The sequence below is a fragment of the Pseudoduganella aquatica genome (genome assembly GCF_020865585.1).
Lineage (GTDB): Bacteria > Pseudomonadota > Gammaproteobacteria > Burkholderiales > Burkholderiaceae_D > Rugamonas > Rugamonas aquatica_A.
Genome location: NZ_CP086370.1, coordinates 847,654 through 862,473 on the forward strand (window position 1 = coordinate 847,654; position 14,820 = coordinate 862,473).

The 14,820-nt window shown below is 67.2% G+C and carries 6 protein-coding genes; 2 read left to right on the plus strand and 4 right to left on the minus strand.

Annotated elements, in window-relative coordinates:
• Positions 1–21: 21 nt before the first annotated feature.
• The 4 genes from KT882_RS03765 to KT882_RS03780 are packed head-to-tail and all read right to left on the minus strand — an operon-like array spanning position 22 to position 3,787.
• Positions 22–666, minus strand: a complete 645-nt coding sequence (locus tag KT882_RS03765) for an HNH endonuclease family protein (RefSeq protein WP_228894471.1) — start codon at positions 664–666, stop codon at positions 22–24.
• Positions 653–2,083 carry an AAA family ATPase gene (locus KT882_RS03770; RefSeq protein WP_228894472.1) on the minus strand — a complete coding sequence of 477 codons (1,431 nt, stop codon included), beginning with the start codon at positions 2,081–2,083 and terminating at the stop codon, positions 653–655. Before KT882_RS03770 ends, KT882_RS03765 begins: the two co-directional genes overlap by 14 nt.
• A gap of 49 nt (positions 2,084–2,132) precedes the next feature.
• On the minus strand, positions 2,133–3,305 hold the full coding sequence (locus KT882_RS03775) for an HPP family protein (protein WP_228894473.1): 1,173 nt from the start codon (positions 3,303–3,305) through the stop codon (positions 2,133–2,135).
• Positions 3,302–3,787, minus strand: a complete 486-nt coding sequence (locus KT882_RS03780) for an Lrp/AsnC family transcriptional regulator (RefSeq protein ID WP_228894476.1) — start codon at positions 3,785–3,787, stop codon at positions 3,302–3,304. The genes KT882_RS03775 and KT882_RS03780 overlap by 4 nt, the downstream gene beginning before the upstream one ends.
• A 128-nt stretch (positions 3,788–3,915) precedes the next feature.
• Between KT882_RS03780 and KT882_RS03785 the strand changes: the two genes are divergently transcribed.
• Entirely contained in the window at positions 3,916–5,949 is a 2,034-nt protein-coding gene (locus KT882_RS03785; protein ID WP_228894477.1) for an aminotransferase class V-fold PLP-dependent enzyme, read from the plus strand.
• 114 nt (positions 5,950–6,063) lie between these two features.
• A complete protein-coding gene (locus KT882_RS03790; RefSeq protein ID WP_407682033.1) occupies positions 6,064–14,766 on the plus strand; it encodes a GH36-type glycosyl hydrolase domain-containing protein in 8,703 nt (2,900 codons plus the stop codon).
• Positions 14,767–14,820 lie beyond the last annotated feature (54 nt).

The window sequence follows — 14,820 nt, forward strand, 5'->3', positions numbered from 1 at the left end:
AAAAGTTGGTTTTGAATTTGCTTAGTCCTGCGGCTTGACGAGCGCCCGCAATATATTGACCAGTACAGGTGAGTACGCCTCAAGCCGGCCATTTTGAGGTCTGACCAGATCATCGATAAGCATTGCCAGCGTCTCGTCTTCCTCCGCCATTAGTTCCTGAGGCGCTCCGCCATAGTCCCGCCAGATCAAGCTGTCGATGAGTTGCTTGCGTCTTTCAATGAGAGCTTTATTGTTGGCTTCCGAGTCGCCGAGATTGAGAACGCGGATGGTTTCCCGAGCGGCATCAGTCAATCCCGCTACTCTGCCGCTGAGCTTGAACTGCAAATCAGTTTCGCATTGGGGCATAAGGGGAGTCAACGGCAGTGGCTGCGCCTTGTGCGCGGCATCGCATTGCCGTGGCGTTGTGCAACTGGCGACGATATTGCTGAAGTCCAAGCTGCGCTTGGGTGCCAGATCCCGCGCTTCGACATGCTCGTTCCTCGTGTCGGTGCTATTGCCGGTGATGGATGCGCAGCAATAGGCACAGAGATAAAATTGCTTCTCTGCGCATGACTTGCGTATGTCCTGCCGCTCTACATCGCTGAGGTCGGTATATTTGCTGTGGGGGCGGCGGCGCTTGAATTGGCGAAGGCTCTCTGGTTCCGGGCGCTTGTCAATTTTTCGCAAGACGCAGCGCCTCCTTGTGCAACAGGAGCTTGGCCTTGCTCAATTCAAGATGGTTCGCCGGCAGTTCTTCTTCCAGCTTGGCTAGCATGGTGTGGGCCTGTTCCAGTTTGCGGCTCTGGATCAGGTCCAGCAAATCGTTGAGGCGCCTGGCCACATCCGCATTTCGGATGCCGGTATCCATCGCTTCCAATAGCACGGTATTGGCGTCTTGCCCATATTGCGATGGCAAGCGGATCAATTCGCCATTTTCGAGCGAATAAACCAGCACGCCCTGGCTATCGCTGATGACCAAAGGCGAGTGCGTGCAGAGTACGAACTGACAGCCTGGAAAAGTCGTGGTTAGCCGCTCGATGATGGTACGCGCCCACTGCGGATGCAAATGCAAATCGACTTCGTCGATGAGTACGATGCCTTGCCCGCTGAGCGGATTTTCCAGTCCCGGATTCATCATCGCGAGTCGTCGTGCGATATCGCCGACGAGAGCCATCAGAGATTTTTCGCCTTGAGAAAGTTGGGCGATGTCCAGGGTTTCGCCATTTTTCTGGACGGTCATGTGCGGTTGCGGTTCCCGCTGCACACGCAGATCACTAAAGCCAGGCATGAAATTTTGAATTGCCGCACGCACGGCCTGGAGCTGGGAGTCTTTGGCCGAGGCTTCGACGCGCTGCAGGAAGCCCCAGACTTCCCGTATTTTTTTCACTTCGTCGTTCAACGCTTCCCAGTCGAACTGTTTGATGTGATCGACTCTTTTCGCGCCGTTCTGCGTCCAGTCCAGCAGCTGAGCGAATTTCTCAGGATCGCTATCCATTGCCTTCAATGCGGTGCCTGGGTGGCGCTTTTCATGTTCTATGTCCTCCCGCTCACGGAACCAATCGAAGAAGCGCTGAAAATCAACGCCTTTGCTGAGCGATTTATCGTAGCCATCCAATTGTTGGAAGGAATACTTTTCCCGCGTTTTGAGAGAGGCCGTTAATACGCTGCGCTCCACTGGGTAGTATGCGATCAGCGGCAGGTTGCTGGCCGCGTTTTCGGTCAGCCGGCGACGGTATTCATCAGCAAGCGAAGTGGCGCCTTGTAGTTGGGAGCTGTGTTCAGCCGCCACTCTGCCCTTGCGCGTCTTGCTGATTGTCCAGTGGAATTCGTGCTTGTCGCGCACCGTCAGCGAAATGGCCGCTGACGGCGTGCCATTAAGAATGGCCTCTTCGGGTATCGGATTGCCTGGGGCATTTTCGCTGCGCAGACGTGCAACAAACCAGCTTAAAGACGTTGCCAACGCTTTCAGGATGGAGGTTTTACCGGCGCCATTATTGCCGATGAAGACAGTGACGTTAGAGCCGCTTTTTGCGTGCGTGGCCAAGGTTATCCGCAATGAACGAAAGCGTCCGATATTTTCCAGATCGATTTGCGTAACTTCCATGCTGGGTCCTTGGCGATGCGTTGGGAATACAGTATATAAGAACCGACGCCTACGAGGCCGTTTCCACCAGGCGCGACTCGTACAGCGCCGCCACCAGGTCGGACTGGGTGACGATGCCGGCGAAGCGCTGTTCTTCGTCCACCACGGGAATGTGGTGGTAGCCGGCGTCCGCCATCAGCGGCACCAGGTCGATGATGGGCGTGGCCAGGGTGGCGAATACGGGTTTGGAAATCATGATCTGGCCCACCACTTCGGCCTTCTCGGTGTGCGTTACGCCGCTGCGGCGCAGGAAGCGGCGCAGCTTCTGGCGCACCGTGTGGTAGTCGTCCAGGCCGCTGTGGCTGAGGAAGTCGCCCTGCGTCACCATGCCGATCACGCGCCGCGCGCGGTTCAGCACCGGCAGTGCGGCCACCTTGTGCGCGCGCATGGCGCTCCATGCTTCGTCCAGCGGCGTGCCGAATTCGGCCGTCGCCACGTCTTTGGACATGATGTCGCCGCAGGCGATCACGCCGAAGCGGCGCTGGTAGGCGCGCATCTCGGTTTTCAGGAAGATCTCTTCCAGGTCGTCGCGGCTCACGTCCAGCACCTGGTTGTATTGCTTGAGCACCGCGTCCAGGTCTTCCGGCTTGAAGCCCAGCCGCAGCGTGGGCACCGGATCCTGCGTGGCGTGCGGGTTGACGTGCGGCGGCTGCTGCAGGTGCGGATAGCGGCGGCCGGTGAGGTTGTTGTAGGCCACGGCCACCGCCACCATCAGCAGGGAATTGAGCAGCACCGGCACCAGAGGGAATTCAAAGCCGGCCGCGTGCAGCGCCGGGCCGCCCATCACCACCGTCAGCGCCACCGCGCCGCCGGGCGGATGCAGGCAGCGCAGCACGAACATGGCGCCGATGGCCAGCGCCACGGCCAGCGCGGCGATCGGCACCGAGTCGCCCAGCCAGCGCACGCAGGCAGCGCCCACCAGACCGGACAGCACGTTGCCGCCCACCACGGACCATGGCTGGGCCAGCGGGCTGGCCGGCAGGCAGAACAGCAGCACGGCCGAGGCGCCCATGGGGCCGACCAGGAAGATGTGGGAGGGTTCGTGCGGCAGCAGGTAGCGGCTCAGCAGGCCGGTGACCAGCAGGGCCAGGATGGCGCCGCTGCAGGCGCGCGCCCGCTCGCGGAAACTGGTGTGGCTGGCGGCCGGCAAAAAGGCGGCCCAAAGCGTGCTGAGAGATTTCATGTCGGAAGTCCGTGCGAGACGAGGTGCAGAGGTAGTTCAGTAGTGAATTTTATCTGTTCCATGGAGAAAGCGGATGATACCCCTGTCAACTGCACGGCCTTGATCAGTTTTTTGTAAAAGCGGTCGTAGCCCTCGATGTCGGTGGTGACCACCTTGAGCAGGTAGTCGATGTCGCCGCTCATGCGGTGGAATTCCAGCACCTCCGGCAGCGCCTGCACGGCGGCGGCGAAGTGCGCCAGCCATTTCTCGTCGTGCTGGCTGGTGCGCACGCTGACGAAGACCGTCACGCCCAGCCCGGCCTTGCGGCGGTTGACGATGGCCACGCGCTTGTCGATATAGCCTTCCTCCTCCAGCCGCTTGAGGCGCTTCCAGCACGGCGTGCTGGACAGCCCGACCTTGCCGGCCAGGTCGGCGATGGACAGCGTGCCGTCCAGCTGCAGCGCGCCCAGGATGGCGTAATCATAACGGTCTAGCTGGTTCATTCTGGTATTTGGCGAAAAATAGGATGTTTATCCCATATTATGCGCCTGGGGAGTGCGATTTTGGAATATATGATTCGGCGCCGGTGCGTAAGCTGTTGAGTATCAGCAATTTTGCCCACGCTTACATCATGACACCCGAAATCTACCTCGACGGCAACGCCACCAGCCCCGTCCTGCCCGCCGCCATCGCCGCCGCCGTGCGCGCCATGGAGGACTGTTACGGCAACCCCAGCAGCAGCCACAGCACCGGCCTGCAGGCCAAGGCGCTGCTGGACGGCGCGCGCCGGCGCGCGGTGCGCCTGCTGGGCGTGGGGCAGGGCCGGCTGATGTTCAACAGCGGCGCCACCGAAGGCATCCAGACCGCCGTGCTGTCCGCGCTGTGCGCGCTGCGCGAGCGCCGCCAGGCGGGCGAGGCCATCGGCACGTTGCTGGTGTACGGCGCCACCGAGCACAAGGCGGTGCCGGAAGCGCTGGCGCACTGGAACCGATTGCTGGGCCTGGACCTGGAACTGCGCAAGCTGCAGGTCGACAGCGACGGCCGCCACGACCTGCAGGCGCTGCGCGCGCTGCTGCCGCACACGGCCATGCTGTGCACCATGGCGGCCAACAATGAAACCGGCGTGCTGTCCGATATCGCCGGCATCGAAGTGCTGCTCGACGAGTGCGCCAGCCCGGCCTACTGGATGGTGGACTGCGTGCAGGCGCTGGGCAAGTTCCGCCTGTCGCTGGCGCGCAGCCGCATCGACTACGCGCCGTTCTCCGGCCACAAGCTGTATGCGCCCAAGGGCATAGGCATGCTGTACGTGCGCGAGGGCGCGCCGTTCACGCCGCTGATCGTGGGCGGCGGCCAGGAGGCTGCGCAGCGCTCGGGCACCGAGAACATGGCCGGCGTGGCCGCGCTGGACGCGGTGCTGGCGGCGCTGGAGCAGGGCGGCGTGTTCCGCTCGCACGACGCGCTGTGCACCTTCCGCGAGCGGCTGGCCGCCAGCCTGCGGCGCGCGCTGCCGGGCGTGGTGTTCAACGCCGCCTTCGAGCACTCGCTGCCGACCACGCTCAACTTCTCCGTGCCCGGCCTGTCCAGCAAGGAGCTGATGGACGTGTTCGACGCGGCCGGCGTGCGCGTCAGCTCGGGCAGCGCCTGCTCCGCCGCCAAGGCCGCGCCCAGCTATGTGCTGCAGGCGATGGGCGTGCCGGACTGGCGCGCCGCCAGCGCCATCCGCCTGTCCTTCGGCCCGCTGGCCGACGAGGCGGCCATCGCGCGCGCCTGCGAACGCATAGAACGCTGCGGCGCCGCGCTGCGCGCCAGCGGCCTGATCGCCCCGGACGGCAGCCTGCCCGTGCAGGACGGCGTGCAGCAGCTGGGCAGCGGCGGCGCGTGCAGCTGGCTGGTGCACGACGCGGCCAGCCGCAGCTGCGTGGTGATCGACCCGCAGCCGGAATTCATGGACCGCATCGCGGCCCAGGTGCGCGGCCAGGGCTGCACGGTGCTGGCCGTGCTGGGCACCGCGCCCGGCATGGACCTGGCCGCGCCGGGGCGCGCGCTGAACGTGGCCTACGGCGCCGGCGACACTTTCGGCTGGCCGGCCGCAGACGGGCTGCTGGCCCTTGGCGGCCAGGCGCTGCGCCGCGTGCTGGTGGACGCGGACGGCGCGCAGCAGGCCGTGTATCTGCTGGGCCGGCCGGACGCCGGCGCCTTGCCGCAATCCGCCGCGCGCCACGCCTTTATCGGCACGCTGGCGCCGCGGCAGCTGGACGGCCTGGTGCACGGCGACACCCTGTTGTGCGCCGCCAGCGACGCGCAGCAGCCCTTCTGCAGCAGCCTGCACGCGTCCGCGCCGGAAAGCGGCGGCTCGCAAGGCGAACTGCACCTGGACGCCGCCGCGCTGCAAGGCCTGCTGCGCGCCCATCCCGACGCCCTGCTGGTGGACGTGCGCGAGAGCCATGAGCACCTGGTCGGCGTGCAGGCGCCGCAAGGCGGCAAGGTGGTCAGCGTGCCGCTGGGCCAGCTGGCCGGGCAGATTCCGGAGTGGATGGCCGCGCCGGTGCCGCTGGTGTTCTTCTGCCGCAGCGGCAACCGCAGCACGCGCGCCGCGCAATGCCTGCGCCGCCTCGGCTACGCCCAGGCCTACGACCTCGCCGGCGGCCTCGCCCTCGCAGCGTAGGACGGGTTGCCGCGCATTTCCATACGTGCGCCTCCGTAGTGTTGCTTGGACCATACTTCTCTATCCTTATCAGGTAGAAATGCGAGGTTCAAGTTGAGCGATCACCGGACACTGTTGCCTAGTGCTACCTTGGGTTTCCGCGAGGAGACGCCAGGCGGATTGCCGGGCGGCGTTGCTGATGACAGTACTCCGCTACGTGGCGAGCTGTTCAGCGCGCAACAAATGGCGGCCCACGGCAAGCTGCTGGCCGCCACGCACGAACTGAGCACGCGCGGCGGTCCGGACCGGTTGCTGTCGCGCCTGGCCGAAAACGCCGAGGTCATAGCCCAGACCTGCGACGAGCTCACCGCCGCCGTCAAGCAGGCGCGCCAGATCACGCCGGCCTCCGAATGGCTGCTCGACAATTCCTACCTGATCGAAGAACAGATCCGCACGGCGCGCCGCCACTTGCCCAAGGACTACAGCAAAGAGCTGCCGCGCCTGGCCAAGGGCGCGCCGGACGGCACGCCGCGCGTGTACCAGATCGCGCTGGAAATCATCGCCCACGGCGACGGCCGCGTCGACCCGGAAAGCCTGTGCCGCTTTGTGGACGCCTACCAGGAAGTGGCCGCGCTCAAGCTGGGCGAACTGTGGGCCATCCCCATCATGCTGCGTCTGGCGCTGATCGAGAACCTGCGCCGCGTGGCCGCGCGCGTGGCCGAGAACCGCCTGCAGCGCGACCTGGCCAACACCTGGGCCGACCAGATGATGGACGTGGCCGACAAAAACCCCAGCGGCCTGATACTGCTGGTGGCCGACATGGCGCGCTCCAATCCGCCCATCACCAGCGGCTTCGTGGCCGAACTGGCGCGCCGCCTGCAAGGCCAGAGCGCCATGCTGACGCTGGCGCTGACCTGGGTCACGCAGCGCCTGGCCGAATCCGGCCAGACCATAGAACAGCAGATCCAGGCCGAGATCCAGCAGCAGGCCGCCGAGCAGCTCTCCATCGCCAACAGCATCGGCAGCCTGCGCTTCCTCGGCACCATGGACTGGCAGGAATTCGTCGAGACCATGAGCGCCGTCGAACAGACGCTGCGCCTGGACCCGGCCGACATCTACGGCGAAATGGACTTCGCCACGCGCGACCAGTACCGCCACGTGATCGAAAAGCTGGCGCGCTGCTCGCCGCACAGCGAACAGGAAATCGCCGTGATGGCGCTGCAGCTGGCCAGTGGGCGCAGCGGCAACGCGGACCCGCGCCAGGCCCACATCGGCTACTACCTGGTGGGCCGCGGCCTGCTGGCGCTTGAGCAGCAGGCCGGCGTGCGCCTGCCGCCGCTGGCCTCGCTCCAGCGCACCATGCGCGCCGCGCCGCTGGCGTCCTACCTGGGCGCGATAGGCGCCATCGCCGTGGTGGTGACCGGCCTGCTGGCCGAGCACGCGGGCAAGGTGGGTGTGAGCGGCTGGCCGCTGGCGCTGCTGGCCGTGCTGGCGCTGCTGTGCAGCAGCCAGCTGGCGCAGGCGCTGGTGAACTGGGCCGCGACCTTGCTCACGCGGCCGCATCCCTTGCCGCGCATGGACTACCGGCGCGGCATCCCGCCGGACGCGCGCGCGCTGGTGGTGGTGCCCACGCTCCTGTACAGCAAGGACAATGTGGAGCAGCTGTTCGAGCAGCTCGAGGTGCGCTTCCTTGCCAACCGCGACCACAACCTGCGCTTTTGCCTGCTGACCGATTTCGCCGACGCGAAAGAGGAAACGCAGCCCGGCGACGCCGCGCTGCTCGAGCAGGCGCAGCAAGCCATCGCCCGCCTCAACGCGCAGTACGCGGCCGGCGCGGACGCCACGCCGCGCGGCGCCGCTCCCAACGCCGGCCCGCAGGGCAATGCGGCGGCCGGGCCTTTCCTGCTGCTGCACAGGCCGCGCATGTGGAACGCGTCCGAGAACGCGTGGATGGGGCGCGAGCGCAAGCGCGGCAAGCTGGAGGACCTGAACCGCTTCCTGCGCGGCGGCGCGCGCGACCGCTTCTCGCTGGTGGCGGGCGATACCAGCGACCTGGAAAGCTTTAAATACGTCATCACGCTGGACACCGATACCCAGCTCCCGCGCGACGCCGCGCGCCTGTTCGTGGCCACCATGCAGCACCCCTTGAACCGCCCGCGCGTGGACCAGCAGCTCAGGCGCGTGACCGAGGGCTACGGCATTTTGCAGCCGCGCGTCACGGTCAGCCTGCCCAGCGAGCAAGCCTCGCGCTATGAAAAGCTGTGTGGCGGCGAGCCGGGCATTGACCCCTACACCCGCACCGTGTCCGACGTCTACCAGGACGTGTTCTACGAAGGCTCCTTCATCGGCAAGGGCATCTACGACGTGGACGTGTTCGAGCAGGTGCTGGGCGGACGCATGCCGGACAACCGCATCCTCAGCCACGACCTGCTGGAAGGCTGCTACCTGCGCGCCGGCCTGCTGAGCGACGCCCAGCTGTACGAGCAGTACCCGGCCCGCTACAGCGACGACATCAGCCGCCGCCAGCGCTGGGTGCGCGGCGACTGGCAGCTGCTGTCCTGGCTGGGCCGCAAGGTGCCGCTGCGCGGCAGCCAGCGCGAACGCAATCCGCTGTCCGCGCTGTCGCGCTGGAAGCTGTTCGACAATCTGCGCCGCAGCCTGGTGGCGCCGGCGCTGACGCTGTCGCTGCTGCTGGCCTGGAGCACGCTGCCCGACCCGTGGTTCTGGACCCTGGCCGTGCTGGCCGTGATCTTCGTGCCGCCGCTGGCCAGCGCCCTGTACGACCTGCTGCACAAGCCGCGCGATACGCTGTGGACGCAGCACGTCAACGCCAGCGCGCGCCGCAGCGGCATGCAGTTCTCGCACGCGCTGCTCACGCTGGTCTTCCTGCCCTACGAAACCTGGTTCAGCGTGGACGCCATCGCGCGCACGCTGTGGCGCACGCTGGTGTCGAAACGCCGCCTGCTGCAATGGCGCGCCTCCACGCTGGCGCGCGAAGCGGGCCCCGATACGGCCAACGAAATGCCGGCGTACTGGCGCGCCATGGCCGCTTCGCCCGTGCTGGCGCTGGCCGCCGGCGCGGCGCTGGCCGTATGGCGCCCGTCCGCGCTCCCCGCCGCGCTGGTGCTGCTGGGCGCCTGGCTGGGCGCGCCAGCCGTGGCATGGTGGATCAGCCAGCCGCTGCGCCGCGAGCGGGCGGAGCTGAACGCCGCGCAGCACGGCTTCCTGCATCTGCTGGCGCGCAAGACCTGGGCCTATTTCGAGACTTTCGTCGGCCCCGCCGACAACTGGCTGCCGCCCGACAATATGCAGGAACATCCGGTCCAGGTGATTGCGCACCGCACCTCGCCCACCAATATCGGCATGGCGCTGCTGGCCAATCTGACCGCCCACGATTTCGGCTATATCTGCGGCGCGCAGCTGGTGGCGCGCACCGAGGGCACGCTGCACGCCATGAGCCAGATGGAGCGCCACCAGGGCCACTTCTACAACTGGTACGACACGCTCACCATGAAGCCGCTGTACCCGGTCTATATCTCGACGGTGGACAGCGGCAACCTGGCCGGCCATTTGCTCACCTTGCAGCAAGGCCTGCTGCAGCAGATAGACGCGCCCATCGTGGCGCCGCAGATCGTGGACGGCATCTGCACCACCATCGAAGTGCTGGCCGAGGCGGCGCAGCTGGCCGCCGCCGGACCGGGCGCGCAGCCCGGAGCACCGCAGGGGGCGCAGCAAGGGACGCAACAAGAAGCGCCTGAAGCCCTGCTGCGCCTGGTGCGCCTGCAGCAGGACATTGCGCCGCTGCGCCCCATGTTCCCTGCCAATCTGCTGGAGCTGCATGCCTGGCTGAAGCAGGCCGCCGCCGCCAGCGCCGCCTACCAGCCAAGCGACGCCGCGCTGCAGATGTGGGCCGCCGCGCTGGCCGTGCAATGCCAGGCCGCGCTGGACGACTTGCTGCTGCTGGCGCCCTGGGTCGCATCGGGCGAAGTGTTCGAGGCCAGCCTGCTGCGCATTCCCACGCTGCGCGAACTGGCCGCCATGCCGCAAGGCGAGGAGCAGGCGCGCGCGCGCATCGCGGACCTGGAGCGCCTGGCGCGCCAGGCGCAGGAATTCGCGCAGATGGAATACGGCTTCCTGTACAACTCCACCACCAATCTGCTGGCCATCGGCTACAACGTCACCGAGCGCCGCCTGGACGCCAGCTATTACGACCTGCTGGCTTCCGAAGTGCGGCTGGCCAGCTTCGTCGCCATTGCGCAGGGCCAGCTGCCGCAGGAGCACTGGTTCGCGCTGGGCCGCCAGCTGTGCATGCTGGGCGCCAAGCCGGTGCTGCTGTCGTGGAGCGGCTCCATGTTCGAGTACCTGATGCCGCTGCTGGTGATGCCGAACTACCCCAGCACCTTGCTGGACCAGACCTACCATTCCGTGATCGGCGCGCAGATCGACTACGGCAAGCAGCGCAACGTGCCGTGGGGGATATCCGAGTCCGGCTACAACACGGTGGACGCGGCGCTGAACTACCAGTACCGCGCCTTCGGCGTGCCTGGCCTTGGCCTCAAGCGCGGCCTGGCGGACGACCTGGTGGTGGCGCCCTACGCCACCATGATGGGCCTGATGGTGAACCCGGAAGCGTCCTGCATCAATCTGCAGAAGATGGCCGCCCTGGGCTTCATGGGCCGCTACGGCTTCTACGAGGCGATCGACTACACGGCGGCGCGCCTGCCGCGCGGCCAGAGCCACGCGGTGGTGCGTTCCTTCATGGTGCACCACCAGGGCATGGGCCTGCTGTCGCTGAGCTATCTGCTGCACGACCGGCCCATGCAGCGCCGCTTCGAGGCCGACCCGCTGCTGCAGTCGGCGCTGCTGGTGCTGCAGGAGCGCAGCCCGCAGGCGGGCGCCTTCTACTCCAACACCGCCGAGCAGGCCGCCATCCGCAGCGACGCGGCCGAGCAGTCCATGCCGATGCGCATCCTGAACCAGCCCAGCGCGCCGGTGCCGGAAATCCAGCTGCTGTCGAACGGGCGCTACCACGTCATGGTGACGGGCGCCGGCGGCAGCTACAGCCGCTGGAAAGACCTGTCCGTGACCCGCTGGCGCGAGGACAGCACGCGCGACAACTGGGGCAGCTTCTGCTACGTGCGCGACCTGGACGACGCCACCTACTGGTCCACCACCTACCAGCCCACGCTGGTTGAGCCGCGCAAATACGAGGTGATCTTCTCCGAGGGCCGCGCCGAGTTCCGGCGCAGCGACCGCGAGCTGGAGCTGTACACGGAAATCGTGGTCTCGCCGGAGGACGACATTGAAATGCGGCGCACCCGCATCACCAACAAATCGGATCGCCGCCGCACCATCGAAGTGACCAGCTTTGCCGAGGTGGTGATGGCGCCGGCGGCGGCCGACGCGGCGCACCCGGCCTTCTCCAAGCTGTTCGTGCAGACCGAGATCCTGCCGCAGGAAACGGCCATCCTGTGCACGCGCCGTCCGCGCGGCAAGGGCGAGCACATGCCGTATATGCTGCACCTGATGACGCTGCACGACGCGGCCATCAGCAACGTCTCGTATGAAACCGACCGCGCGCGCTTCATCGGGCGCGGCAGCACCGCCGCCTCGCCGCGCGCGCTGCGCGAGCCCGGCCCGCTGGGCGGCGCCGAAGGCTCGGTGCTGGACCCCATCGTGGCTATCCGCTACCAGATCGTGCTGGAACCGGACGAATCGGCCACGGTCGATATCGTCACCGGCATGACGGACACGCGCGAGTCGGCGCTGCACCTGATCGACAAATACCAGGACCGCCACCTGGCCGACCGCGTGTTCGAACTGGCCTGGACCCACAGCCAGGTGGTGCTGCGTCAGCTCAACGCCAGCGAGACGGACGCCCAGCTGTACGGCCGCCTGGCCAGCCATGTGATCTACCCGAACGCCACCCTGCGCGCCGACGCCGGCATCCTGAGCAAGAACCAGCGCGGCCAGTCCGGCCTGTGGGCCTACGCCATTTCGGGCGACCTGCCCATCGTGCTGCTGCAGATACGCGACCCGGCCAATATCGAGCTGGCGCGGCAGATGGTGCAGGCGCACGCCTACTGGCGCCTGAAAGGGCTGGTGGTGGACCTGGTGATCTGGTGCGAAGACCTGTCCGGCTACCGCCAGGCCTTGCAGGACCAGATCATGGGCCTGATCGCCTCCGGCATCGACGCCCAGGCCATCGACCGCCCCGGCGGCATCTTCGTGCGCGTGGGCGAGCAGATCGCGCCGGAAGACCGCATCCTGCTGCAGTCGGTGGCGCGCGCCGTCATCAGCGACGACCGCGGCACGCTGGCCGAGCAGCTCAAGCGGCCCGGCCCGGCGCCGCTGCGCATGCCGCAGCTGCAGGCGGACCCGCGCGGCGAATACGAGGAGGCCGCGCCCCATCTGCAAACCCCGGCCACGCAAGGCCTGCAGCTGGCCAACGGCATCGGCGGCTTCTCGGCCGACGGCAGCGAATACGTGATCGTCACCAGCGAGGGCCAGCGCACGCCGGCGCCGTGGTCCAATGTGCTGGCCAATCCGCAGTTCGGCAGCGTGATTTCCGAAAGCGGCCAGGCCTACACCTGGCAGGAGAACGCGCACGAGTTCCGCCTCACGCCCTGGCATAACGATCCGGTGTCGGACGGCAGCGGCGAGGCCTTCTACCTGCGCGACGAGCAGAGCGGCCACTTCTGGTCGCCCACCGCCTTGCCCGCGCGCGGCAGCGGCGACTACGTCACCCGCCACGGCTTCGGCTACAGCGTGTTCGAGCACACCGAGTCCGGCATCGCCAGCGAGCTGACCACCTACGTGGCGCTGGACGCGCCGCTGCGCTACACCGTGCTCAAGATACGCAACGACTCGCAGGCGCCGCGCCGCCTGTCGGCCACCGGCTATGTGGAATGGGTGCTGGGCGATATGCGCTCCAAGTCCGGCATGCACATCATCACCGAGGTCGACCCCATCAGCGGCGCGCTGTTTGCGCGCAATCCCTACAACACCGAGTTCTCCGGCCGCGTGGCCTTCTTCAATGCGGACGCCACCACCCGTTCGATCACGGCGGACCGCACCGAATTCCTGGGCCGCAACGGCAGCCTGGCCAGCCCGCAGGCGCTGCGGCGCGTGCGCCTGTCCGGCAAGGTCGGCAGCGCGCTCGATTCCTGCGCCGCCATCCAGGTGCCGTTCGAGCTGATGCCGGGCCAGGAACGCGAGATCGTCTTCCTGCTGGGCCTGGGCGGACGCCGCAACGCCGACGCCTCCAGCCTGGTGCAGAAGCATGGCGGCCAGGCCGCCGCGCGCGAGGCGCTCGCCGCCGTGCGCGCGCACTGGGACCGCACGCTGGGCGCGGTGCAGATCGCCACGCCGGAGCCGGAGCTGGACGTGATCGCCAACGGCTGGCTGATGTACCAGACCATCGCCTGCCGCATGTGGGCGCGCAGCGGCTACTACCAGTCCGGCGGCGCCTTCGGCTTCCGCGACCAGCTGCAGGACGCCATGGCCATGGTGCACACCGAGCCGAAGCTGCTGCGCGACCATATCGTGCTGTGCTGCGCGCACCAGTTCGTGGAAGGCGACGTGCAGCACTGGTGGCATCCGCCGTCGGACCGGGGCGTGCGCACGCACTGCTCGGACGACTACCTGTGGCTGCCGCTGGCGGTGGCGCGCTACGTGGCCAGCACCGGCGACCTGACGGTGCTGGACGAAGTGGTCCACTTCCTGGAAGGCCGCCTGGTCAAACCGGAGGAGGATTCCTACTACGACATGCCGACCCGCTCAGCCGTCACCGGCAGCGTGTACGAGCACTGCGTGCGGGCCATCCGCAACGGCCTGCGCTTCGGCACGCACGGCCTGCCGCTGATCGGCTCCTGCGACTGGAACGACGGCATGGACAAGGTGGGCGAGGAGGGCAGGGGCGAGAGCGTGTGGCTGGCCTTCTTCATGTACGACGTGCTGACGCGCTACGCCGTGGTGGCCGAGCGCCGCCATGACGACGCCTTCGCCGCCGAATGCCGGGAGGAGGCGCGCAAGCTGTCCGCCAATGTGGAGCAGAACGCGTGGGACGGCGAGTGGTACCGCCGCGCCTATTTCGACGACGGCACCCCGCTCGGTTCGCGCGAGAACGAGGAATGCCAGATCGATTCCATCTCGCAGAGCTGGGGCGTGCTGTCCGGCGCGGCGGCCAAGGAGCGCGTGCACGGCGCCATGCTGCAGGTGGACCAGCGCCTGGTGCGGCGCGACTTCGGCCTGATCCAGCTGCTCGATCCGCCGTTCGACAAGGCCGACCTGAATCCGGGCTACATCCGGGGCTATGTGCCGGGCGTGCGCGAGAACGGCGGCCAGTACACGCACGCCGCCATCTGGACCGTGATGGCGTTTGCCCAGATGGGCGACGTGGAGAAAGCCTGGGCGCTGATGCGCATGATTAACCCGGTGAGCCACGGCGCCACGGCGGAAAGCTGCGCGGTGTACAAGGTGGAACCCTACGTGGTGACGGCGGACGTGTACGCCGTGTCGCCGCACGTGGGGCGGGGCGGATGGAGCTGGTACACCGGCTCGTCGGGCTGGATGTACCGCCTGATACTGGAGTCGCTGCTCGGCCTCACGCGCACGGCGGACAAGCTCACGCTGGCGCCGCGCATCCCGGCCGCGTGGCCGGGCTATACGCTCAGCTACCGTTACGGCGCCAGCGTCTACACCATCGCGATCAAGCGCGAAGGCCCGCCCGGCGTGACGGTGGACGGCGTTGCGCAGACCGGCGCCGAAATCCAGCTGGTGGATGACGGCCGGCCGCACGCCGTCACGCTGGGCTTGGCGGGTTACGGCTCCGCCTAACCCGCCCTACGGACTCCGCCTCATCGGGCTGCTGGAACATGCGTAGGGCGGGTT